Raw genomic sequence first — 22,396 nt, 5'->3', positions numbered from 1 at the left:
CGGCGTTACGTCAAGAAAGTGCTTCGCTTTTATCGTCAGTATGACGAACGGCGGATTTCTCAACCTTCCTCAATACGACCATTTTCCGCTCCGACTTGGTCCCGGACCGTGACACTTTCAAGCTTCCAGAATCCATAAGCTGCCTGCCCTGACTGTGTTCCTTCCAGCGTGGACCGTCTAGTTTGGGATAATCGGATCGATAGTGCGCCCCGACACTGTTCTCCCGCCACAAGGCGGCCTCCGCGATACACCGCGCCACCTGCACCATATTTTTGACCTCCAGGTCCCGCCGCAAGGCAAAGGGACGTGAGACCAGACGCTCCCACTTGGTTAATTGGCCGATGGCGCGGGCGAGCGACTCGGCGGTTCTGATCAATCCGACTTTGCCCCACATGACTCGACGCAAGGAACTGCGAAGTTTGTCCGCATCCTCCAACTGGGCCAGCGGCCCCCCATCTAGGTCATGAATAGAGGGTAGAACGTCTTGATCGCTATCGCTGCTGGCCGCGAATTCTGTGGCGGCCCGAGCCGCTCGTTCGCCAAACACCAGCCCTTCTAAGAGCGAGTTGCTCGCGAGTCGATTGGCACCATGCACTCCGCTGCAAGCCACTTCCCCGGCAGCAAAGAGGCCTGGAAGGGTCGATTCCCCATCCGTATCGGTCAGCACACCGCCCATCTGGTAATGGGCGCTTGGCGAGACCGGGATCCATTCTTCAGTCATATCGATGTCATAGCGCAAACACGTGGAATAAATCGTCGGAAAGCGCTCCTTCGTAAAGGTGGGGCTGAGATGGGTCACATCCAGATACACATGACGCGAACGAGTGGCCGCCATTTCAGACCAAATGGCGCGAGCCACGACATCGCGTGGCGCAAGCTCTGCATTCGGATGATAGCGTCCCATGAATAATTCGCCTTGTACGTTTCTCAGTCGTCCACCCTCCCCACGGATGGCCTCGGAAAGAAGGAACGGAGGACTGGAAGGTAGATATAATGCAGTCGGATGAAACTGTACGAACTCCATGTCTTGCAGCGTGGCTCCGGCGCGATAAGCCATGGCCATGCCGTCCCCGGTCGCATTGGGCGGGTTTGTCGTTCTGGCATAGACTTGCCCCGATCCTCCAGTAGTCAACACGACCGCGCGAGCCGGTAAAATGAATCGCTCTCCGCCGATCTCATCGAGTACAAGTGCGCCTCGGCACACGCCATTCGTGACGACGAGGTCCACGGTGAAGTGATGGCCGAACCATTGAATATTTTTTTGCCGGCGAGCTTGCGCCATCAATACTCGCACCATTTCATTACCCGTCGCATCGCCCCTTGCGCGCAAAATGCGGCTTCGGCTATGTGCTGCTTCCTTGGCAAAGGCATACTTGCCGCCGATTTTATCGAATCGTGCCCCCCATTGAATGAGTTCTTGTATTCGATCCGGCCCTTCTTCGACCAAAATCCGTACGGCTTCTTTGCGGCACAGGCCGTGCCCGGCCTTCACGGTATCGGTCAGATGAATCGCGACGTCATCCTCTTCACTGAGGGCAACTGCCACACCACCTTGTGCGTAACTCGAATTGCTTTCAAGGGGATGGCCCTTCGTGAGCATGACGACGCGACCATGCCGACCCAATTCAATGGCGGCGCGCAAGCCTGCCACACCGCTCCCAATCACGAGAAACTCGGCCTGAATAGGATGCGTTTTCTTGACCATGGTTTAGTGCATGTTGTCGCGTTGTCTATTATGCGACTGATGATGAGGTGAAGTCGAAAACGTAGACGGGCAGCTTACGAGGCATGGTTCGGCTGCGTCCGGGGGACCGTATGGCGAACGGCCATGCCAAACGGCAGGTCGCCTCCGACTCCGTTGAGTAAGGGGGATTGCGCCCCGTTCCACCGGAGCAACCCATGCCCACGGTCACGCACTCCGGTGTCCGTCGCATTTTTCTTCCATTGACCTTGCCAATGAAAAAATACATCGATTTGATCGCCCTCTATCAGCACACGTTCGATCGAGAAATCCAGCGAGATGTCCGCGTACTGCTGAAAGTCCTGCGTGATATCTGAAACCATTCGATCGAGAGAGTCGTTCGGCAACATTAAGGCTTCCATCGCAGAGAGGTCCTTACGTATATAGGCGTTCCGCAAAGCTTCGACCGCGCCATCGAGCCGGACATAACGGGCGTGCTCTTCGGGGTACTGTGGACCTTTTGAGCCACACCCGATGCTCGGCAATATACCGGCCAGCACGCACAGCACAATGGCCATTCTCAACAATACAGAATAAGGCATGGCGCAGTATAGGAACTGACCCGACCACCGTCAAGCAACGACAGGAAGCGTGTACCATAAAGGCCGCGTCCGCATGGTTGCCTTGACATGGTGGAAGAAATTATGTTACCAGTGCACGGTTTCGAGAGCGAGAGGCGGCGATGGATCGGTGTGCCTTTTGCCTCAATTATTTTTATTTGTCATTCTGCAGGAGCCCGCATGTCGAGTGTCTTAAAGAAGCGCCGCAAGAAAATGCGAAAGCACAAGCACAAGAAATTGCGCAGACGCCAGAAATTCTTGCGACGCAGGAGCTAGGCGTAGGTCCACCATACACCGGAGGTCGACATGACCGAGGGCAAAAAGGTCCGTATCCAAGTCCGAACGGTAAGCGGTATCTACGTCGGCGACTTTCTTATTCCTGCCATGCGAAATCGCGTCTCCGATGCGATCAACGAAGAGCAGCGATTATTCATCAGTCTCACTGATGTCGTCGTCAACGACAAAGAGCGGACCTCGTTTGTCGCGATCAATAAAAATCTCATCGAATCGATCACACAATTGTAGGTAGCCCGGTCGGTTCAGTTTTACTCCAGTTACACTTGAGCCTTTTCTGCTCCGGCATTTCAGTCTGCACTATCCCCAGTCCATCCTTGAGAAGATAGCTTCATCATGTCGTACTACTCCCGTTTTTATCCATTTATCCGGCCCTATCTCCCTAAAATGCTGTCGGCCGCCGGCCTCGTGGTCGGAGTCGCCCTACTCAACCTCGCCCTGATCCGGCTGGCCGGTGTCCTGTGGGACCAAATCACGGTGCAGCGAAATCTGCAAGGCATGACTAATATCATCGGCTTTTTTTTGAGCTTGGTCATCGCACAGAGCCTGCTCTCCATTGGACATAGTTATATGACGGCCTGGGTCTCGCAGCACATCATGGCCGATTTCAGGACACACGTCTTTGCCCATCTGCAGCGACTCTCGCTGAATTTTTTTGCCAAACGCCGCACAGGTGAAATCCTGTCCCGGTTGATGAACGATGTGAGCGTGATCCAATCGACTCTCACCGAAACGCCGATTGATTCAACCAAACAGCTCGTGACGCTCATCGGTGGTGTGGCTTTTCTCCTGATTATGAACTGGCGCCTGTGCCTCCTGATTCTCCTGCTCCTGCCGGCGCTGGTCCTCGTCGCCCGCTTTTTCGGAAAGCGTCTGAAAGCGCTGTCCACCGATATTCAGGACCAGACGGCTGCGGCCACGACCCTCATTGAAGAGGTGGTGTCCGGGATCAGAGTGGTCAAGTCCTTTGTGCAGACACGGCGCGAAGAAATGCGTTTTGCCGGGCAGGTTCGAACGATGCTGGAACTCACATTGCGCCGAGCCCGCGTGCTGGCGGTTTTTATTCCGACCATTACCCTACTAACCTTAGCCGCGGCCGCGGCCGTCCTCTGGTATGGCGGCAAACAAGTCATCGAGGGAATCGTCTCCCCCGGCGAACTGTTTGCCTTTGTCCTTTTCGCCGGCATTCTCATCGGTCCCTTCGGGTCTGCGGCTCGCGTCTTCGCGCAGATCAAGGAAGCACAGGGGGCCATGCGTCGGGTCTTCGACATTCTTGATACAAAGTCGGACGTCCAAGATAGACCCGACGCCATAGCCATGCCGCCGATCACAGGGCATGTGACCGTGGCTCAGATCTCCTTTGCGTACGATCCACGACTACCGGTCCTTGCCGACGTCTCATTTGAAACCAAGCCTGGCGAAGTCGTGGCCTTCGTCGGTCCGACGGGTTCCGGGAAGACTACTTTGGTGAATCTGCTGCACCGGTTTTACGATCCGAGCTCAGGGACCATCGCGATCGATGGCTATGACCTTCGTGATGTCCAACTCGAAAGTCTCTATCGGCAGATCGGGCTTGTCCCGCAAGAAACCATTCTTTTTGGAGGCACGATCTGTGACAACATCCGGTACGGGCGCCCGGATGCGACCGACCACGAGGTGATTGAGGCCAGCCGTGCAGCGAATGCACATGACTTTATCGCCGCGCTTCCGGACGGCTATGACACGCTCGTCGGGGAGAAAGGGGTCAACCTCTCCGGAGGCCAACGTCAACGCCTTGCCATTGCACGCGCCATTCTGAAGAATCCTAGAATTCTGATGCTGGATGAAGCGACCTCCGCACTCGACACTGAATCCGAGCGGCTGGTCCAGGAGGCGTTAGAGCGGTTGATGGTGGGTAAGACCACATTTATCGTTGCCCATCGACTCAGCACCATTCAACGGGCCGACCGAATCGTCGTGCTGAACAAGGGACGCATCGTCGAACAGGGCGATCACCTTACCCTGATGGAGCAAAAAGGGTTGTACCACTATCTCTATACGCTGCGGCTGGCCGAACAAACGGTCGTCGACACACTCTGAGGGGATAGTTGAGCGGGAGACGGCGCCTACGTCACATGATCATGTAGAGAGACGAAGTTCATCCGAGCTGTGAAGGACGCTGCCAAAATGATGCTGCCAAATATCGGCACCGAGTTTGGCTGATCGATCAAGCGATGATCCGACGCTAAACCACTGAGCAAGGTGCAATCCTGTGTCAAAGAGCATGAAGCCAGTGGCGAGGCAGCAGGTATCAGCCTGAATTCCGCAGACGAAAACGAGATCACTCCTTTGGCCTTGAGATAATCTATGGCAGCTACCGGCGGCAGATAGCCATGTTTGATGAAGACACGGTCGGCAGGAATCAGGCTTTCGTCGGCGACACCGTGTCTGGCACCGCAAACTCGGTTGCACGCCTCTCGAGATACAACTCTACGACACAGAATACAATTCGTTACACGGGCACAATTTTTATAGTGTAGCTCTATGGCTTATTTCACCTTGGACAAATCTGCATCGAAGTCGATCATTTTGCCGTCCTGAAAATAGATCAGAATTTTTGTCTTTGCGGTGGGATCAAAGCTGTCGTACGCGAAGCGGGACGTGAAGCGGGATCGGTAGGCGGGACCCTGGCCCTCATTCTTGCGGCCTTTATCCGCGGGGCTCACATCGACCGGCTTGATCGTTTTGTTGCCCTGCTGGAGCGCTACTTGAACCCCTTCGGCAAAATACTCGTCGTCGCCGCAGAGCTGGATGGACATTTCGAGATTCGGCATGTCCAAAATTTTCTGAATCTTGTCGTCCGGCATACGTACTTCGTGTTTTTGCTTTTTCGATTCGGTAGATTCTTGCCGACCGAATGATTCGAGCCAATACCGCTTTGTCCGCAAGACCGCATTCGCGCCACAGGGATCTTTCTCAGGGTCCGCCCCGACTCGCGTACTGACCGCCGCTTGCTGCAACACCTTCTTCACGTCGTCAGGATTATTCGCGGCATCCATCGGCGCGCGGCCGGCGGCCAACGCCTTCTTGGCCTCGTCCATAGTAAGGTTCACGTCAATCGCTTGCACGACATTGACCCCGAGCATCCATGAGAAGACCGCACTACTGAAGATAAATATTCTGACAAGCGTCAACTGCATAGTGCCTCCTTGAGCCTAGAAGACCGCAATAATCGCGCCATTGTAAGAAAAGCCTCACTTCATTGCAATCGACCTTCAGCGCGGGAGGCGGAAGTAAACCGCCTCCAGTTGGGATAGGACTTTTGCTCATAGACATCATTGAGATCGACGGGGATGATTATGCCAAAACCCTCCAGTAGCCGGACTAACGTCTTGAGCGGCAGACCGACTGCAGCGGTATAGTCGCCCTCGATTCGTTCGATCAGGTCCGCGCCTCGTCCTTGAATGCCATAGGCGCCCGCCTTCCCAAAGCTTTCTCCCGTACCAACGTAGGCCTCCACCTCTCCTGACGAAAGACTCTTGAACCACACGTGGACCGTCTCGACCGCCGTTTCAAGCCGACTGGTGGAAGTGGAGAGGACCACAACCCCCGTGTGGATCAGATGCTGCCGCCCACTGAGCCGCTGCAGCATGCGAACTGCGTCCCTGCTATCCGATGGTTTTCCCAAGACTTGGGACTCAAGCTCAATCAGCGTATCGCATCCAATGATAAGACCGTCTGCGAACAGGTCTTCGCAGGACCGCGCCTTGCCTTCAGCAAAAAGACAAGCCTGATCAACCGGACAGACGTGAGGACTCAGCCGTTCAACATACGTCGGCGCAACGGTTTCAAAGGGGGTGTTCAACAGGGCCAGCAAATCCTGCCGGCGAGGAGATGTCGAGGCTAAAATCAGCCGCATGAGACAGGGATGGGAAAAGCCATATCCGCCGGCGTGATATTCGGCTCATCAGAGGGCGATGGATGGTCCCGCAGATATTCTTCCAGAATGCGCTGCACATCCGATACCGACGACGCCCGTACCATGCTCGCTCGGAGTGAGGCGGCATGAGGGAATCCTTTGCAATACCAGCCGAGATGTTTCCGCATCCGGGGGAACTGCGCGATACCAAAGATCGTCTCGAACTGGCGGGCATGTTCGATCATCACTTCGAACCGTTTTGCAAGATCCGCCTCGATCGACACAGAAGACCCCGGCTCTGCCTTTCCATCGCCGTGGCACCTCGCAAGGGCACGCGCCACATCTTTGGTTTTGAAAAACCAGGGGCTGCCCAAGGCCCCGCGGCCCACGAGCACACCATGTACGCCCGTATCGCGAATACGAGTCACCACATCCTGCATGGAATGCAGATCGCCATTGCCCAACAGCCGGGTGCCGGTTCCTTTGGCCAATTCCCCGGCCCTGGCAATCGCATTCCAATCCGCTTCACCGCGATACATCTGTTCCAGCGTCCGCCCGTGCACGGTGATCGCGGCCGGCTGCTCTTCCAGCAAATGACTGATCCACTGCTCAACGATCACCGAGTCGTAGCCTAACCGCGTTTTGACGGACACGGGAAGCAGGCGCCGCGGGATGGCGGACGCGCCGGCCCGACTCAGGTTCATAGCTCCAATCATCTCGGCGCGAGCTCTTTTGAGACCGGCATCGAGAAGCGTCTGTCCATTGGCCCAATCCGTCACGCCTTGGCGGGCGGCACGGAGAATGGCATGCGCCACATCAGGCGTTCGGATCAGCCCTGCACCCGATCCCGATGACGCGACATTTTTCGACGGACATCCCATATTGATATCCAACCCATCAAAGCCGAGTTCACAGACGATATGGGCAGCCTGATAGAAAAGGTCGGGATCTTTTCCATAGAGTTGCGCCACGGCGGGGCGCTCACATTCATGGTAGAGCAGCGACGATAACATACGATCCGGCCCGCGGCAGATATCTCCCACATTCGTGAACTCTGTGAAGCTCACATCTGCTTGGCCCTGCTGCGCGACGATAAGCCGAAACGCCGCATCAGTCACCCCATCCATCGGCGCTAGACCAATGATGGGCTGAGGCAGCCTGGTCCAAAAATTCATGACTGCGCCTCTTGAGGCCGGACCACATCATCGCAGGCCGTCCGATACGCCTGACGAAGCGCGTCGGCTTCACGCATAGCATCGGCGAACGCTGCCGGGTAGACCTTCCGGACGAATAGAGGAAACCGGTCCAGCTTCAACAAAAAAAAATCATATGATTGATTGACGGCATGAGGCTTGCGAAACCAAAAGTCGACGAACCCGGATAATTCGATGCCCTCACGGGCCAATTGGGTACACGTGCCGGGAAACATGTCCTGCAAATCCCCACCCCAGTGCAAAATCTCATGCGGCAAGTAGGTCTCGCGGTACAGATCCAGACTGCCGGGCTCGAGCCAGCGCGAGGGCAGGCCCGACTGTGATGCCGTGACCTGCCCACTGACAACACGTGCATAGCCTTCATATTGACGACATAATGTATTGACCGCCTCGTCATCAAATTCAAGCGAGAACGAATCACCCGCGGTGACGTCATGCGGCGGCCCAGCCACGGATGGTGATTGCGAGGCCTGGCACACCAGACTCAACCGCTTTCCGAACCGTTCCTGCACCCGGTCGAGTTCGACAACGATCTGCTCGATCGATTTTGTATCCACTTCCAGCGCAAGACCTTTGAGCGAACGCAGGTTGGGATGGGCCAGGACCTGTTCGAGCATATCCAAGAGTACCTCGGGAATCGCGGCATCGTGAGCATCGAGCCAGAACGGCATAGCGTGATCGCACAGCGCTTCGAACCGATCGCCTGCAGCGGTCTCAGGAACGGCCAGGCCTGCCATATGAATCTGGACGACGCGCTCCAGCGGAAATGCGTCCAGAAATTCCGCCACGAACGACGTGAGAGACCGGCCTCGCCAGTCGCCTGCATAACGGTAGTACGTCCATACATGACCGAGATCCAACACAAAACCGCATGGAGTCCGATCGGCAATCCTGCTGAAAAATTCCGTGACCGGCAGATCGCCGAAGGCAAAATAGGTCAGTGGTGGTATCTCGAGGAGCACGAGCGGTTCACGGTCTGGCGTGAAGTATCCGGAGGCCGCGAGGCTGCGTTGAAGTCGCGTCACGTGCGCCGCGGCCACGTCGGCGCTCGTCGCAGTGAAGAGTGCCGGCAAATAGGTGCCGAACGAGAAGCCAGCCATCTGCTTGGTCGCACACTCATGATTCATCCAATGACAGCCAAGTGTGGCGAGATGAGAGGCCGTCTTGTCGATATCCCTCAGGCTCGTCTCCGTCGATCCCCATTCGGGCTGGGTCAGCCATAATCCTTCGGCATGGTACTCGAGACATTCTCCCGGCAACCGACGGCGCACTTCCGCTAAGGCCGATTGGGATGCCTGAAAAATTTCGAGATAACCGTACTCCAATCCATGAGATGCGGCGGCGTCCAGGAGGTCGAATAGATTGGGTGAATAGACATCCACGGACAGACCGAGCCCGTGGGATGGAATCCTTAGGAGACGACGGATAAATTCCTGTTCGATGTTGATCATCACCGGATTGCGAACACAAGAAATGGCCGACCTTCAGTCTACTGATGGTCCATGCGCTTTGACAAGAGTCGATGCGTTTTGACCAGTTGACAGGGGGCTGATAAGATTAATACTAGGGAGAGGACGCGACGATGAGAGAATTTGATTCCGCGGCCCGACTGGGTCTCACCAACGACGAGATCCTCAACCAAGTCAAAAGCCTCTTGAATGGAACTAAGGGCGATCTCCGGCAGACGCTCCGCAAGGAAATGCTCGTGACCCTCCTACGGCTCGGCGATTCGCACTTGGATACGCTCGACCTCAAGATTCTCAACCGCTCGATGAGAGAACTGCGCTACGCGTTCAAGACGTTTCATCACTACAGGGACCGGCAGAAGGTGAGCTTTTTTGGATCGGCCCGGACGTCGCCTGACGACCCGAACTACGGCCTGGCACGCGACTTCGCGCGCCGTCTGGTCGAACGCGGCTTCATGGTGATCACGGGAGGCGGAGATGGGATCATGGGTGCGGCTCAAGAAGGCGCCGGGCGGGACAGCAGTTTCGGTCTCAATATTATGCTGCCCTTTGAACAAGGGGCGAATGTCACGATTGCCGACGACCCTAAGCTGATCGTCTTCAAATATTTCTTTACGCGCAAGCTCATGTTTCTGAAAGAATCGCACGCGACGGCACTCTTTCCCGGCGGATTCGGCACGCAGGATGAATGCTTTGAAGTCTTGACCCTACTTCAAACCGGGAAAAGCCATCCGCAACCCATCGTCTGTCTGCAAGCACCCGGCTGCGATTATTGGAAGCGCTGGCATGCCTTTCTGACCGATGAATTGCTGCCCCAGGGGCTCATCAGTCCCGAAGACCTCAGTCTGTTTAAAATCTTCGATTCGCAGGAAGCGGCGGTTGAGGAGATTGAAAAATTTTACCGTACGTACCACTCCAGCCGCTTTGTGCATCACAATCAAGTGCTCCGCCTGCGGCATGCGCTGACCGCCGAACAGGTGGCTACGATCAATTCCGAGTTTCCGGACATGCTCGCCGGGGGAACGTTTATTCAACGCAGCGCATTTCCCGAAGAATCGGATGAAGCGGCCCTGAAAGACCTCCCGCGACTCGTGTTCCACTACAATCGCCGTAGCGCCGGACGCTTGCGGCAGCTCATCGATCGGATCAATGGATTTCTCCAATCCGTGGAAACTCCAACGGTCAGCGCCATGCCGGCCCCGGCCGGTCTCTGACTTCACTTTGTCATTCCTCTGATCGGTACGGCCATGGTAAGCTGACTCACGATGAGTCGTGTCCATCCATTAGCGGGATTACCTACCCCCACGCCGCCAGACATGGTGCTATACCATGGTGACTGTGCGGACGGGTTCGGCGCTGCCTGGGCCTTATGGAAAAAATTTCCGGCGGCCGAATTCAAAGCCGTCAAACATGGGCACCCGCCACCGCCGAACTTGAAGGGCCGGCATATTGTCATGGTTGACTTTAGTTATCACCGCACGGCCTTGGAAGCCATGGCACAAGAAGCGGCCAGTTTGCAGGTCCTAGACCATCACATCACCGCGCAAGATGCCTTGGCCGGTCTTCCGTTTGCTTACTTTGACTTGAAAAAATCCGGTGCGGTGCTCGCATGGGAGTGGGCTCATCAGCAGCCCGCCCCCTGGTTGCTTCAATATGTTCAAGATAAAGATCTGTGGACATGGGCCTTGCCGGGTAGCCGTGAAATTAACGCCGCCTTGGCTTCATATCCTTTTGAATTTGACGTGTGGGATACGCTCCGGCAAGATGCGTTGGAGGCGGAAGGGCGGGCGATCCTTCGCTATGAAACTGAGTTGGTGGGAAAGATCGCCGCATCGGCCGTGATACTGCCGTTTCAAGGAACTGTCGTCCCGGTCGTTCAGAGCTCGGTCCTCACGAGTCAAATCGGTGAACGGCTCTCGAGAGATCATCCCTTTTGCGTCATTTGGCACGATCGCGATGGCCGACGATATTACAGCCTCCGTTCGCGGGATGACGCGGCTGATGTCGCGGCTATCGCTATGCAATATGGCGGAGGGGGGCACACACATGCCGCGGGTTTTTCAGTCTCGCTTCCTGCCGATACGCCTACACCGCTGGCCCCGCTGAGTATGACCACGCGGACACCAGGCACACAGTAGAATAGAGTCGACGTCGACGGTCGCGCCTCTCACGCATGATCATTCCGGTGTACTGAAGCGCCGTGCCATGATTCCCCTGCGAGACGACAACCCTACTCATACGACTCCAATTATCAGCGTCAGCTTCATCGTCCTCTGCACGCTGATCTATATGTACCAAGCCTCCCTGCCGCCTCAGCCGGGGGAACTATTCGTCTACCGCTTCGGTGCGATTCCGGCGACCATCTTCGGCAATGCCGCATTGCCACCGGAGATGCATGGCGCTGCACCGGTTGTCGCCCTCTTCACGAGCATGTTTATGCATGGAAGCTGGATGCATCTGATCGGCAACATGCTCTACCTGTGGATCTTCGGCGATAACGTTGAAGAGGCGATGGGACATGTCCGGTTCGCCACCTTCTATGTGGTCTGCGGCATCACCGCCGTATTTAGCCATGCGATCACCGATCCATCATCGACCGTCCCCATGGTCGGAGCCAGCGGGGCGATCTCGGGCGTGCTCGGCGCCTATCTGCTCCTCTACCCACGCGCGCAGGTCTTGGTCCTCGTGCCGCTGGGCATCTACACGCGCATGATGTACATTCCTGCGGGAATCGTATTGGGGTTATGGTTCGTGATGCAAATGCTGAGTGGCGGCATGAGTCTCGGCCAGTCCGGCGGTGGAGTCGCCTTCTTCGCGCACGTGGGTGGCTTCATAGCGGGGATGGCCTTGGTAGGATTGTTCAAGCGCCCGGACATTCACTTCTTTTCGCCGGGAAGGCATCGTGCCTGGGAAGAACCGGACTAGAGCAATGGCTGGTTGGAGAAGCCTAACATTCGTTGTGGCTTATGTCGTGGACGATCGAAGAGACCGCTCAAGATTCAACGCTGCCTTCCGCGCCTCTTCCGGCTTTTCTGCCAGGAACGTCACGTGTCCCATTTTGCGTCCGGGACGTATCGACGCCTTCCCATACACATGAACCTTCGAGCCCGGAACTCGAAGCAGCGACATGAGAGCGTCTTCGGAGAGGGCGCGGCTCAGATCTTCACCGATTAGATTGATCATCACGGCGGGACTCAGCAATCGTACCTCGCCGAGCGGCAGTCCACAGACCGCACGGACGTGTTGTTCGAATTGGGAAATCGTGCAGGCATCGAGTGTGTAATGAGCCGAGTTGTGCGGGCGCGGCGCGATTTCATTGATCAGCAGCGTCCCGTCCGGCATGAGAAACAGTTCCACACAAAACACGCCGACGCCTTCCAAGGCATGAATCGCCGAGGCGGCCATCTTTTGCGCCTGCTCGGCGACCTCGCCATTGATTGCGGCAGGGATGGATGTGGTTCGCAAAATCCCGGCTTCATGGACATTGTCCGCAACGGGATAGAGACGCTGTTCGCCGTCGAGTCCTCGTACCACGAGAACGGAGAGTTCTTTCGTAAAGCGTAACAACTGCTCAATGATCCATCGACTGTGTGGAGGAGCGCTCCGACTCAGTTGCTCCTGGAGACTCACCGCCTCGCTCATTGAAGACAATCGCCATTGGCCCTTGCCGTCGTAGCCGGCCGTCGCCGTTTTGCAGAGACAGGGAAAGCCGATTGCTTCTGCTGCCTTCGCCAATTCGTTCGGGTTCGGCACGGCTCGAAAGGGCGCAACCGGAAAGCCTTGCTGAGCCAGAAACGACTTGTGATCGAGACGATTTTGTAACACGCGCAACACGGCGCTTCCCGGACGGACGGGTACCGATCGCTCCAGACCCGAGGCTACCGCCACCGGGATATTTTCCCATTCGAACGTCACCGCGCTGACAGTATTCGTGAACCGCTCCAGTTCATCGCAGTCGGCAAAGGGTGCGCTGAACGAACAGTCTGCAGTTTTGTGAGCAGGTGCCTGGAAGTCAGGGTCCCACACGGCTACCCGATACCCGAGCTGTCTGGCGGCCGCTGAAAACATAGCGCCCAGCTGGCCTCCCCCGAGGACCCCAAGCATTGCTCCCGGCGGTATGGGACCTGGCATGTTTACCGCGGCGTGGTGTGGTGAGAAGATTCCGGGGACGAGGCGATGGCCGCTCGCGTTTGTTCCGCACGGTACTCCATCACGCGTTGTTGAATGTCGGGATATTTGCCTGCCAAAATCTGAGCCGCCAGCAAGCCGGCATTTTCTGCACCACCAATCGCCACCGTGGCAACCGGAATGCCTTTCGGCATTTGGACGATCGAAAGGAGCGAATCGAGCCCTCGCAAATTTTCAGTCGGAATCGGCACGCCGATCACCGGCAGATGGGTTTTCGCCGCTAGCATCCCGGGCAGGTGAGCAGCCCCCCCTGCACCCGCCACGATGACTTCGATACCCCGAGATGGTGCTTGCTCGGCATACGTGAACAACCGATCCGGAGTGCGATGAGCCGACACTACCAGCAACTCACTCGGCACGCCGAGTCTCTTCAGCACATCGATGGCTTTCTCGAGAAACGGGAAGTCGGTTCGGCTTCCCCCTACCACGCCGACTAATGGACCACGGCCCATGGTGTCCGGATCCCGATTACCCTGTTCCATTTTTCGTCGCGGCATGCGGACCTCTCGATGATAAGGGCCACACCTTAGTCTTCTCCCGGCCCATGGGTCAAGACTAAAGCCGTACACCTTCGGTGCGCCTGCCCAAAATTGACCGAAAGCTGCGAACTACCTATAATGGCTTTGAAGAGGACACCGTGGAAAGCCTTCCGAGTTTGAGAAGCAACATACACTCTCTTGTGGAGCAGCCGACGGGGCTCGAAGACATCCACGTTGACCATCTTGCGACCTCCCGGCATCTTCAGTCGTGGGAAGCCGTTCAGATCCCCGATCGCCTGCGTTTCTCGGCACGGCTCGCCGTCAAACTGCTGTTAGTTTTTGCACTGGCCATCGCATTTGTCCCTTGGACCCAAACGATTACTTCCACGGGTCAGCTGTCCGCCTATTCACCGTACGAACGTCCTCAGGACATTGAATCGCAGATTACGGGGCGGCTGAAAAAGTGGCATGTGTATGAAGGCGTGCGGGTCAAACAAGGCGAACTGATTTTAGAACTGGATGACGTTGATCCCAACTTCATGGCGCCGGAACTGTTGGCCCTGTTGGAAAAACAGAAAATTGCCTTGGACCAGAATCGAAAAGCCGCTCTGGAACGGGCCGATCAACTGACCGAACGCATCAAAGCCATGCAGGAGGTCGTCAAAGCTGCCGGCCCGTCGGCAGAAGCACGCGTGCGGGAATCCGATAATAAGGTTCGGGCCGCTGAACAACGGATCGTGACGGCTAAAATCGCCGTCGACACCGCCGAACTGAATGTCAACCGGACGCAAGAGCTCGCGGCACGCGGGTTAGCGTCCCAGCGTGAGTTGGAGTTGGCCATTCAAGGCGCGATCGCGAGTAACGCCGAACGCCAGGCCGCTGAAGCGATGTTGAAGGAAGCGCAACAGGCCATGAAGGCGCTCAGCTTCGGTCGCGACCAAATCAATGCCGACGTACTTCAGCGGCTGCTCGATGCCGAAGCCAGTCGAACAGGGGCTCTTGCCGATGCTGCCCGGGCCGCCGATCAAGTCGCCAGCGTCGAACTCAGGCTGTCCAATGCTACCCAGCGCCGCGTGGCCAGTCGAATACTGGCCCCGATTGACGGCACGGTAGTTCGTATGGCCCAAGTCGGCATCGGTGAAACGGTTCGGCCCGGCGATAAGCTCCTTCGCGTGTCTCCAACCAGCGTCGATAAGGCCGTCGAGATGAAGGCCGACGGTATCGATGCGCCGCTGTTGAATGTGGGCCGAAAAGTACGCCTGCTCTTTTATGGGATCCCGGCCATCCCGCTGCCGGCCTGGCCTGAACTCATGGCTGGGACCTACAGCGGCATTATTAAAGTCATCGATCAAGTGGACGACGGCAAGGGCAATTATCGCTATTGGGTTGTGCCGGACCCGGAAGATCGCCCTTGGCCCGAGCAGACGCATGTACGCCAGGGAACGAAAGTGATGGGGTGGGTCATCCTCAATCGAGTTCCCCTGTGGTATGAACTGTGGCGGCGGTTTAATTTGTTCCCGCCCGATTATCAGGAAGGTCCGCCGTCCCTGCTCGATACGCTCTTACCGAAGGCCGGAAGAGGTGCGAAGTAACCGCCTATGGCAATGACAAGCGAATTGTTGCCGTGCGCGATCCGTTGATCCCCTGCCCTTTGACCTGTCTCCACCCTTCGTCAGTATTCTACAAAGGAGATGATCATGGTGTTATGTCTAAAGGTCTTGACGGCTCTGGTTCTCATGATGTTCATCCATGGCGAACGCCTCATGGCCGCAGAACCGGCCGCTCCCGGGAAAATGCTCGCGCCTATTCCGCTCAGCCTGGATGAAGTTCTAGCGTGGGTGGACCGTGCCCACCCGCTGTTAAAGGGCGCCGGGACGGAAAAGATCGTCGCAAAAGGAAAACTTCTCCGGGCACTCGGCGCCTTTGAGCCGACGTTGGTCAACGACATGGAGCTCGAGCGGTTTATTCCCTCCAGCGGGCCGCAGGACACAAGAACAGTAGGATTTAACGATACGCTGATAGAAGCCCGCCATCCCTGGGGGTTCCGTGGGAGCGCAGGCATGCGGGAAGTCATCAACGGTCCGGCGAAAATCCCGGATCTTGGCTTCAACAATGGCCACAACCAGGTGCTGGTGGGGGGATTCATTCCCTTACTGCGCGGGCTGATGATCAATCCAGAGAATGCAGAACTGCAGCGGTCCAATCTGGCCGACCCGAAAGCCGATATTCAAATCGCGCAAACCAGGCAGGATTTATTTTTTGCAGCCGCCAGTCAATATTGGGATTGGACGGCGGCGGTCAAGCTTGCCGACGTCCAAAAGCGGGCGCTCCGCGTGGCTGAAGACCGCTTCAAACAAGTCGAACAACGGGCGAAAGCGGGAGCCGCAGCACCGCTTGATGCGGTGGAGGCCAATCAGGAAGTTCAGCGCCGACGCGAGGGATGGATTGCCTCCACGCGGGCCGTCGAGCAGGAGCAGTACAAACTGTCGATGTTCCTGTGGGAGCGCGACTCGCCTGTCACACCCCCTGCCGAACGGGCCTGGGATTTCCCGAAACCCGTGGAGCCGCCATCTGCTGAAGTCGTGAAAGCCGATAAGCTCGTGGCGCGCGCCATGCGCCCGGAAGTCCGGGAGGTCGAAATCGAAGCCAAATTGAATAACATCGATCTGGCCTTGGCGAAGAATAATTTGCTTCCCAGCCTCGATGTTGAAGCGTCGCCCGCGCGTACTCCCGAAAAGTTTGTGCTGGGGCTAGGCTATCGATTCGGCGTCGAAATGCGAATTCCGATCTTGCAACGGCGATCTCGCGGAGAAGTGATGGAAGCGCAGGGGAAGGCGGACCGCTTCGTACTGGTACAAAAATATCGTGAGCAACAGGTCCAAGTCGATGTCGATAATGCGCTGTCGGCGATCGAGCGTGCCAAAGAACGAATCGCAGCGGCCGGACAATCGCTTCAGCTCGCCAAAACACTGGAGGAAGGTGAGCGATTCCGATTCAGCGTCGGGGCTACGAGCGTGCTGTTTGTGAATCTGCGCGAGCGCAATGCGGTCGATTCCGAGGCTCAGCTTATTCGGGCGCAGGCAGACTATCAGAAGGCTCAGGCCTTCTATCAATGGGCCATCGGTACATGGGGGAAATCGGCGCCTTCGGTCGTGCCGGCTGCGTACCGTCCCGGCCAATAGATTATTTGATGGTCCGATGTAATGCGGTATGATAAGAAGTGCGCGCGTGTAACGAACGCGTGCCAATTACGTAATCCTTTTAACTAACCATGCAGCATCTTTCCACGGGCCACTCTGTCCGCGACATGATTGCTCGTATCAGCCTGCTCTTCAGGCTTGAGCGACGCGTGATCGGTCTGATTGTCTCCTACGCATTGGCCATTGGGCTTTTTTCCTTGATCATTCCGCTGACCGTTCAAGAGCTCGTCAATACGTTTGCCTTTTCGATCCAGCCGGTCATGATTGTGACCCTGGCCGGTATCATGGTGTTGACCTTGCTCTGCGTCGGCGCCTTTCGCGCCTTGCAATATTATGCCGTGGAGATCCTCGAGCGCCGCATCTTCGCTCGAGTCGCCATTGCGCTGACTCACTTGTTGCCACGCCTCAAGGTTCAGGGCTTTCGCCCTCGCTACGCCAACTACTTTTTTGAAACCGTCCTGATGCAGCGCGCCCTGTCCGTGTTGCTGGTCGACATCATCAATGTCGTGGTGGGCGGCGTCGTCGGAATGATCATTTTGGTTTTTTACCACCCGTATTTTCTCGTCTTTAATGCGCTGCTCCTCACCGGATTCGTGCTCATTGTGACCGTTCTGAGCCATGGGGCGTTGCGATCCACCATCGAGATGTCTCAGGCCAAATACGACACTCTCCACTGGCTGCAGGAAATCTCCTTCAACCTACCGCATTTCAAAGCGACGGTGAGCGACCCGCTCTTGTTAAAAAAGACCGATGAATTGGTGGGGCATTATGTGGACGCCCGGCGGTCCCGCTTTAAGATTCTCATCCGGCAGTATTTAGGCTCGGTAGGTTGGCAGGCGTTGGCACACAGCGCCTTGATCGGAACGGCGGGGTGGCTGCTCGCCATAGGGCAAATGACGCTGGGACAATTGGTGGCGGCCGAGGTCATCGTCGGCGCGCTGCTGATCAATTTTGATTCAGTCGTGAAGCGCCTAGGCTATGTCTTCTACTTTCTGACCGCCTTGACGGAGTTGGATTTCGTCTTTTCGCTGCCTAAAGATGCCTCCCCGACAACCGTATCGGTATCCCTTCCGGACCCGAAGATTCACGGCCTCCGGCTCACGTGCAAAGACCTCGCGTTTTCTTTTCCTGGTTCGAATCCGGAATTTTCAAACTTTAACCTTGACGTCGCCCCCGGTGAGAAAATTGCCATCTTTTCGAATACCAGCGCCGGGAAAACGGCATTGGCGAGAGTACTCGCCGGACTGTATATCCCGACGTTCGGCGTCATCCGGTATAACGGTGTCGACGTACGCGATTTGAACATGGAGTCCTTGAACGCCTACCGAGGCCTCGTCCTGGATTCTCAGCCCACATTGTTTGAAGGCACGCTCGAGGAAAACATTACGTTGGATCGGCCGTCCATTTCCTACGAGGATATCGTCTGGGCTTTGCGCTTTGTCGAGTTGGAAGAAGAGGTCGACGCGCTTCCGCTGGGACTCCAGACCCCGGTCCGCCCCGAAGGGAAAGCGCTCACGAACACGCAGATTCAGAAGACCTTGGTCGCGCGCGCGATTGTGACACGGCCGCAACTTCTGATCTTCGATGGGACGCTCCACAGCCTGCATCCGAGCACCCGTGAGGCCATCCTCCGCCGGCTCTGCTCGAAGGAGGAGCCGTGGTCAGTGCTGTTCGTTTCGAACGATCCGGGCCTGACCACGCACGTGGATCGCCGATTGATCCTCGATTAGGCGGTCAGTCGGTTCTCTTTGGACCGTAGGTCTGTTAGACTGCGGCTTTCGTATTCTGCGGACTCTGTATGGACAAGATGAAACCTCTCCTCGGTTCGCTCCGGCGTGTACGCCCGTCGGTCGCCCAGATTCTGATCAGCCTCCTGATCATCGGGCTCGGCTTCATCGGGAACCGCGCGTTGAGCGAGGTCGACCAGGACCTTCGTATCATGTACACCGAATATACGCTCGCCGCGACAGATCTGGCGCATATTTCCGCTGATATCATTCGATACCGCACCACGGTCATTCGCGCACTGGAGGCTCCTTCCAAAAAGGAGTTCGAACGAATCACCGGCTCTCTTCCCGATCAACGCGCCCGCATCCAGCATGCGATCGACCGGTATGCCGCCGCCAGTCTTCGCGTATCGCGCAGTGGCCGGAGTGAACCACAAGATCTGGAAGCCGTTCGGCAAAGCCTTGATGCCTACATCGCGGCCGCGAATCGCACCATCAATCTCTTGGTCCAGCTCTGGGGGGCGGGATCTCCGGAAGAGGCCGCCAATCTTCGCACCAAGGCGGAACTACAAGCGGCGGATAATGCCGGTCCAAAACTCATTCAAGTCAGCCTGGCCTTGGATCGACTTCTGGAGACCGTCGCAGAGGTTGCGAAAGACATGCGGGATGAAGGGACAAAGACGATCCGTACGACCAGCGCCACCCTGCTCATCGGAAGTCTGTTGATCGCGTTTTTGAATCTCGTGTTGGGAAGACCTTCAACCGGTGCTCCTCCCGCACAAAGGCCCGCCTTGAAGCCATCCCTCGATGAATCACCCTCAGTCTCGCTGCCCGGCGCTCCTCATGCGCCCCTACGCCCTCCGGTGAGTCGACTCTAGCATCAACGGGCGTCTTCGCACCCATCACTGGCTGCCGCAGTCCGGAGAGCCCGCACTGTGGCGAGCAACGTCGTTCGTTCTTCATCGGTGAGATATTTCCACTGTCCAACTCGCAACCCGTCAATCGTGATATGTATGATCCGGATACGATGCAGTGTGTCAACCCGGTACCCGAGAGCCTGACACATCCGCCGAATTTGCCGGTTCCGACCTTCCGTCAGGATAATCCGAAAGTCGCGTGGCCCAACTCGACTCAGGCGACACGGTCTCGTGGGTTGCCCCAGAATGACCACGCCGGCAGCCATCTGATCCAAGAACGCCTGATCGAACGGACGGTCGAGCCGTACGGCGTATTCCTTCTCATGAGCATATTCGACGCGGAGGACGCGATTCACAATGTCCCCGTCATTCGTCAGCAAAATGAGACCGGATGAATCCTTATCCAGACGTCCGATTGGAAATATGCGTTCAGGATGGCCGATATAGGTGATGATATTGTCTTGCACATGCGGTTCACTGGTCGTGGTCACCCCGATCGGCTTATGAAATTTGATATAGAGCGGAGCATTGCCCCATGGAATGACCACGCCGTCCTTCGTAATCACATCCTCCGGACTCACTCGATCACCCAGTACGGCCACGCGCCCGTTGATTGCGACGCGCCCTTCCTGAATCAGCTTATCTGCCTCCCGCCGGGAACAGGCACCCTGCGCAGTGAAAAATTTGTTAATTCGAATACGAGGGTCGTGAAGAGGCGACGTGTGTGCACCAGCAATAGAGTCGGAAGCGGCCGATGAAGGGCTCGATGAGCGCTTCTTAATTAGCTTGTGAGAAGCCATGAGGCAAGGAAGATCGGGTGCACCAGTTATCTTGCGAGCAATCTAATTGGGCAGAATGCTAAAAAAGGGCAGCCAACGAGGCCCGAGGTGAAGTGAACACCGCAGGCGTACCCTCTGGCGTACGTTGAGGATGTTGATGACCTGAGAACGAAGTTGGGGGACATTTTTCAGCATCCTGCTTTTCGTGCTGCCCGTATCCGTCCCAGGATTCGATAGATCAGGCGAGCCACGGCAAACTGCGGGGCGACAAAACCTGGAATGGGCGCAATCTCGCTGACATCCATTCCGATGATACCGGGCCCATTCGCAAGCGCAGTGATCAAGCTGAGCGTATCATACCATCCCAACCCTCCAGGTTCCGGCGTACCAAGCGCCGGGACGAGCGAGGCATCCAGTCCATCGCAATCGAAGGTCAGATACACCGGACCACTACAGGCTTTGACGACGTCCGGTACCCAGCGAGACGCGTGCGCGCCATAGGGTCCCGATGGGTCAAGAATGTGCGCCGCCAGAAACGTGGACACGGATTGTGTCCGCTTGATGAGCTCAATTTCATCGGCTGAGATGGACCGAATGCCGACCTGAACGAGCGGAAGACCGTCTTCGACGACACGGGCCATGACGCTCGCATGGCTATAAGGATTCCCTTGATAGGCGTGGCGCAAATCGCCATGTGCATCGATCTGGAGGACACAGAGGTCTGGATACACCTTGGCATGCGCTCGAATGGCGCCAAGCGCTCCGGTATGTTCTCCCGTCAGAGTGACAATCAATCGGCCTCGCTTCACGTGAGGTTCGACATACGCCTGAATCGCCGCTACGGCGTCTCGATCGACTTTCTTCTCCAATTCGAGTGGAACGGCGGTGGCGACCCCACCCCACTCTCGATAGGGTTCGACGCCGAGCGTCTCATCATACAACTCAACCTGTTGGGACGCCTCAATGATCGCGGTTGGGCCGTGATCGGACCCGAGAATATAGCTCGATGTGTGCTCATACGGGGCCGGCAGGACATACACCCCTGCGGCGTCCGGGTGAGACCACGGCTCGTCCAATCCTAGAAAATTCTTCTCTGTGCCTAGCCAGCCGGGGGGAAGCATCATATGCCTACAGCGTGAATGTAACCCGTCAGGAGGAGTGGTGTTGTATTGCGTAGATCAACTTTTTCGACGCATGCTTTTAGGGATGTTTTCTGATGGAATAAAGACACCGCACGCGACCACCGTCGTCCATTTGCCGGACTTGCCGATGGCAGACTGAGTGATGTTCATCGTTCTGACGATCTGTCCAGCCATTTTGAACACCTGCTCGCGTTCTTTCCACGCGATGTTAGGATCAAACTCGACCCCGAGCGTGGTGGCCAGCATCTGGGCGGCGAGGTCCTCCGTGTATTCTCCGGCTTCTTCGTCGGTCTCGCCATAGGCATGATGCTCCGAAAGATAGCCGTATGTTCGGCGGTCGGTCGGGATGGCGAGACCGACGGACGCAGAAATCAGGCGATTGCGTTCATTGGTTTCCGAGCGCGCCATCACGCAGAAGGTAATTTCCCCCGGATTCAGTAGCTTTTCTCCCATTTTTTTTGGAAGAATTTTACATGATGGAGGAAAAATGGAAGACACACTCACCAGATTACAATAGGCGATCCCGGCGCTTCGTAGCGCTTGTTCAAACGACGCCAACTTCTCCTTATGGACTCCGACTCCTCTGGTGAGAAACATATGTGTTGGAACCATCTTGCCTCCCTTGGGCCGCTTCCGCGCGTGAGCGCCATTCAATCCGCTGTGATGCCAGGTGCTGTTGGTAGGCAGTCCTACCCCTCGGCTCCCGCGTCTTCTACATAGGGCCGCTGTTGTATCAAGTTAGAGCCGATTCCGCAATATGATCTGAGGCTTTTTTTGACAGGCCGCCATGC

The 22,396-nt window shown here is 56.6% G+C and carries 21 protein-coding genes and 1 pseudogene; 10 read left to right on the top strand and 12 right to left on the bottom strand.

Translation table 11 applies throughout. The features are described 5' to 3' along the window. Window positions 1-10: 10 nt before the first annotated feature. Both nadB and ACWHYZ_RS04195 read right to left on the bottom strand, forming a co-directional pair. Window positions 11-1,705 (bottom strand): L-aspartate oxidase, encoded by a 1,695-nt coding sequence (gene nadB / locus ACWHYZ_RS04200; RefSeq protein ID WP_447986038.1) that lies wholly within the window; start codon window positions 1,703-1,705, stop codon window positions 11-13. A 74-nt stretch (window positions 1,706-1,779) separates the two neighbouring features. Then, entirely contained in the window at window positions 1,780-2,283 is a 504-nt protein-coding gene (locus tag ACWHYZ_RS04195) for a hypothetical protein (protein WP_447986037.1), read from the bottom strand. Between the two features lie 198 nt (window positions 2,284-2,481). On the opposite strand from ACWHYZ_RS04195, the gene ACWHYZ_RS04190 reads away from it, so the two are divergent. From ACWHYZ_RS04190 to ACWHYZ_RS04180, 3 genes are all read left to right on the top strand, one after another. After that, window positions 2,482-2,577 carry an AURKAIP1/COX24 domain-containing protein gene (locus ACWHYZ_RS04190; protein WP_447986036.1) on the top strand — a complete coding sequence of 32 codons (96 nt, stop codon included), beginning with the start codon at window positions 2,482-2,484 and terminating at the stop codon, window positions 2,575-2,577. Between the two features lie 30 nt (window positions 2,578-2,607). After that, on the top strand, window positions 2,608-2,826 hold the full coding sequence (locus ACWHYZ_RS04185) for a DUF6812 domain-containing protein (protein WP_447986035.1): 219 nt from the start codon (window positions 2,608-2,610) through the stop codon (window positions 2,824-2,826). Between the two features lie 105 nt (window positions 2,827-2,931). Further along, window positions 2,932-4,674 (top strand): ABC transporter ATP-binding protein, encoded by a 1,743-nt coding sequence (locus ACWHYZ_RS04180; protein WP_447986034.1) that lies wholly within the window; start codon window positions 2,932-2,934, stop codon window positions 4,672-4,674. A gap of 39 nt (window positions 4,675-4,713) precedes the next feature. On the opposite strand, the pseudogene ACWHYZ_RS04175 reads toward ACWHYZ_RS04180, so the two are convergent. The 5 genes and pseudogenes from ACWHYZ_RS04175 to ACWHYZ_RS04155 form a co-directional block, all read right to left on the bottom strand. Then, window positions 4,714-5,039 (bottom strand): annotated as a pseudogene (locus tag ACWHYZ_RS04175) (hydrolase); the annotation flags it as partial. 84 nt (window positions 5,040-5,123) lie between these two features. After that, complete coding sequence (locus tag ACWHYZ_RS04170; RefSeq protein ID WP_447986033.1) at window positions 5,124-5,774, bottom strand: hypothetical protein; 651 nt, start codon at window positions 5,772-5,774, stop codon at window positions 5,124-5,126. A 59-nt stretch (window positions 5,775-5,833) separates the two neighbouring features. Continuing rightward, complete coding sequence (locus ACWHYZ_RS04165; RefSeq protein WP_447986032.1) at window positions 5,834-6,493, bottom strand: Maf family protein; 660 nt, start codon at window positions 6,491-6,493, stop codon at window positions 5,834-5,836. Then, on the bottom strand, window positions 6,484-7,668 hold the full coding sequence (locus tag ACWHYZ_RS04160; RefSeq protein WP_447986031.1) for a tRNA dihydrouridine synthase: 1,185 nt from the start codon (window positions 7,666-7,668) through the stop codon (window positions 6,484-6,486). Before ACWHYZ_RS04160 ends, ACWHYZ_RS04165 begins: the two co-directional genes overlap by 10 nt. Then, on the bottom strand, window positions 7,665-9,158 hold the full coding sequence (locus tag ACWHYZ_RS04155) for a multinuclear nonheme iron-dependent oxidase (protein WP_447986030.1): 1,494 nt from the start codon (window positions 9,156-9,158) through the stop codon (window positions 7,665-7,667). Before ACWHYZ_RS04155 ends, ACWHYZ_RS04160 begins: the two co-directional genes overlap by 4 nt. A gap of 131 nt (window positions 9,159-9,289) precedes the next feature. Here ACWHYZ_RS04155 and ACWHYZ_RS04150 point away from each other — a divergent pair, with 131 nt between their 5' ends. The 3 genes from ACWHYZ_RS04150 (at window position 9,290) to ACWHYZ_RS04140 (ending at window position 12,098) form a co-directional block, all read left to right on the top strand. Then, window positions 9,290-10,387 (top strand): LOG family protein, encoded by a 1,098-nt coding sequence (locus ACWHYZ_RS04150; protein ID WP_447986029.1) that lies wholly within the window; start codon window positions 9,290-9,292, stop codon window positions 10,385-10,387. 51 nt (window positions 10,388-10,438) lie between these two features. After that, complete coding sequence (locus ACWHYZ_RS04145) at window positions 10,439-11,311, top strand: phosphoesterase (protein ID WP_447986028.1); 873 nt, start codon at window positions 10,439-10,441, stop codon at window positions 11,309-11,311. A 67-nt stretch (window positions 11,312-11,378) separates the two neighbouring features. Next, the gene (locus ACWHYZ_RS04140; RefSeq protein ID WP_447986027.1) at window positions 11,379-12,098 is read left to right on the top strand and encodes a rhomboid family intramembrane serine protease; all 720 of its coding nucleotides are present in this window, start codon (window positions 11,379-11,381) and stop codon (window positions 12,096-12,098) included. Window positions 12,099-12,137: 39 nt separating this feature from the next. On the opposite strand, the gene ACWHYZ_RS04135 is transcribed toward ACWHYZ_RS04140, so the two are convergent. Continuing rightward, window positions 12,138-13,304, bottom strand: coding sequence for a 5-(carboxyamino)imidazole ribonucleotide synthase (locus tag ACWHYZ_RS04135; RefSeq protein ID WP_447986026.1), 1,167 nt, complete (start codon window positions 13,302-13,304; stop codon window positions 12,138-12,140). 2 nt (window positions 13,305-13,306) lie between these two features. Beyond that, on the bottom strand, window positions 13,307-13,858 hold the full coding sequence (purE, locus tag ACWHYZ_RS04130; protein ID WP_447986025.1) for a 5-(carboxyamino)imidazole ribonucleotide mutase: 552 nt from the start codon (window positions 13,856-13,858) through the stop codon (window positions 13,307-13,309). Between the two features lie 140 nt (window positions 13,859-13,998). On the opposite strand from purE, the gene ACWHYZ_RS04125 reads away from it, so the two are divergent. The 4 genes from ACWHYZ_RS04125 (at window position 13,999) to ACWHYZ_RS04110 (ending at window position 19,645) form a co-directional block, all read left to right on the top strand. Beyond that, window positions 13,999-15,432, top strand: a complete 1,434-nt coding sequence (locus tag ACWHYZ_RS04125; RefSeq protein ID WP_447986024.1) for an HlyD family secretion protein — start codon at window positions 13,999-14,001, stop codon at window positions 15,430-15,432. 105 nt (window positions 15,433-15,537) lie between these two features. Continuing rightward, the gene (locus ACWHYZ_RS04120; protein ID WP_447986023.1) at window positions 15,538-17,022 is read left to right on the top strand and encodes a TolC family protein; all 1,485 of its coding nucleotides are present in this window, start codon (window positions 15,538-15,540) and stop codon (window positions 17,020-17,022) included. Between the two features lie 167 nt (window positions 17,023-17,189). Next, the gene (locus ACWHYZ_RS04115; RefSeq protein ID WP_447986022.1) at window positions 17,190-18,770 is read left to right on the top strand and encodes an ATP-binding cassette domain-containing protein; all 1,581 of its coding nucleotides are present in this window, start codon (window positions 17,190-17,192) and stop codon (window positions 18,768-18,770) included. A gap of 77 nt (window positions 18,771-18,847) precedes the next feature. Next, complete coding sequence (locus ACWHYZ_RS04110; protein WP_447986021.1) at window positions 18,848-19,645, top strand: MCP four helix bundle domain-containing protein; 798 nt, start codon at window positions 18,848-18,850, stop codon at window positions 19,643-19,645. Between the two features lie 2 nt (window positions 19,646-19,647). Here the strand turns inward: ACWHYZ_RS04110 and ACWHYZ_RS04105 are convergent, their stop codons facing one another. From ACWHYZ_RS04105 to ACWHYZ_RS04095, 3 genes are all read right to left on the bottom strand, one after another. Continuing rightward, entirely contained in the window at window positions 19,648-20,382 is a 735-nt protein-coding gene (locus tag ACWHYZ_RS04105) for a pseudouridine synthase (protein ID WP_447987513.1), read from the bottom strand. Window positions 20,383-20,651: 269 nt separating this feature from the next. Further along, complete coding sequence (gene speB / locus ACWHYZ_RS04100) at window positions 20,652-21,587, bottom strand: agmatinase (protein WP_447986020.1); 936 nt, start codon at window positions 21,585-21,587, stop codon at window positions 20,652-20,654. A 54-nt stretch (window positions 21,588-21,641) separates the two neighbouring features. Next, window positions 21,642-22,217 carry a pyruvoyl-dependent arginine decarboxylase gene (locus tag ACWHYZ_RS04095; RefSeq protein WP_447986019.1) on the bottom strand — a complete coding sequence of 192 codons (576 nt, stop codon included), beginning with the start codon at window positions 22,215-22,217 and terminating at the stop codon, window positions 21,642-21,644. Between the last annotated feature and the right edge of the window lie 179 nt (window positions 22,218-22,396).

This window comes from Nitrospira sp. Nam74, from assembly GCF_965152615.1.
The sequence above is the reverse complement of the archived record's forward strand: the minus strand, read 5'-3'. Positions and strand labels throughout refer to the sequence as shown.

What these genes read in the sequence shown, in the direction of transcription:
- ACWHYZ_RS04150 (WP_447986029.1), top strand. Translation starts at nt 9,290, where the DNA reads ATGAGAGAATTTGATTCCGCGGCCCGACTGGGTCTCACCAACGACGAG.
- ACWHYZ_RS04190 (WP_447986036.1), top strand. Translation starts at nt 2,482, where the DNA reads ATGTCGAGTGTCTTAAAGAAGCGCCGCAAGAAAATGCGAAAGCACAAG.
- purE (WP_447986025.1), bottom strand. Translation starts at nt 13,858, where the DNA reads ATGCCGCGACGAAAAATGGAACAGGGTAATCGGGATCCGGACACCATG.
- ACWHYZ_RS04160 (WP_447986031.1), bottom strand. Translation starts at nt 7,668, where the DNA reads ATGAATTTTTGGACCAGGCTGCCTCAGCCCATCATTGGTCTAGCGCCG.
- speB (WP_447986020.1), bottom strand. Translation starts at nt 21,587, where the DNA reads ATGATGCTTCCCCCCGGCTGGCTAGGCACAGAGAAGAATTTTCTAGGA.
- ACWHYZ_RS04095 (WP_447986019.1), bottom strand. Translation starts at nt 22,217, where the DNA reads ATGGTTCCAACACATATGTTTCTCACCAGAGGAGTCGGAGTCCATAAG.
- ACWHYZ_RS04165 (WP_447986032.1), bottom strand. Translation starts at nt 6,493, where the DNA reads ATGCGGCTGATTTTAGCCTCGACATCTCCTCGCCGGCAGGATTTGCTG.
- ACWHYZ_RS04120 (WP_447986023.1), top strand. Translation starts at nt 15,538, where the DNA reads ATGGTGTTATGTCTAAAGGTCTTGACGGCTCTGGTTCTCATGATGTTC.
- nadB (WP_447986038.1), bottom strand. Translation starts at nt 1,705, where the DNA reads ATGGTCAAGAAAACGCATCCTATTCAGGCCGAGTTTCTCGTGATTGGG.
- ACWHYZ_RS04110 (WP_447986021.1), top strand. Translation starts at nt 18,848, where the DNA reads ATGAAACCTCTCCTCGGTTCGCTCCGGCGTGTACGCCCGTCGGTCGCC.
- ACWHYZ_RS04135 (WP_447986026.1), bottom strand. Translation starts at nt 13,304, where the DNA reads ATGCCAGGTCCCATACCGCCGGGAGCAATGCTTGGGGTCCTCGGGGGA.
- ACWHYZ_RS04145 (WP_447986028.1), top strand. Translation starts at nt 10,439, where the DNA reads ATGAGTCGTGTCCATCCATTAGCGGGATTACCTACCCCCACGCCGCCA.
- ACWHYZ_RS04155 (WP_447986030.1), bottom strand. Translation starts at nt 9,158, where the DNA reads ATGATCAACATCGAACAGGAATTTATCCGTCGTCTCCTAAGGATTCCA.
- ACWHYZ_RS04170 (WP_447986033.1), bottom strand. Translation starts at nt 5,774, where the DNA reads ATGCAGTTGACGCTTGTCAGAATATTTATCTTCAGTAGTGCGGTCTTC.
- ACWHYZ_RS04140 (WP_447986027.1), top strand. Translation starts at nt 11,379, where the DNA reads ATGATTCCCCTGCGAGACGACAACCCTACTCATACGACTCCAATTATC.
- ACWHYZ_RS04185 (WP_447986035.1), top strand. Translation starts at nt 2,608, where the DNA reads ATGACCGAGGGCAAAAAGGTCCGTATCCAAGTCCGAACGGTAAGCGGT.
- ACWHYZ_RS04195 (WP_447986037.1), bottom strand. Translation starts at nt 2,283, where the DNA reads ATGCCTTATTCTGTATTGTTGAGAATGGCCATTGTGCTGTGCGTGCTG.
- ACWHYZ_RS04180 (WP_447986034.1), top strand. Translation starts at nt 2,932, where the DNA reads ATGTCGTACTACTCCCGTTTTTATCCATTTATCCGGCCCTATCTCCCT.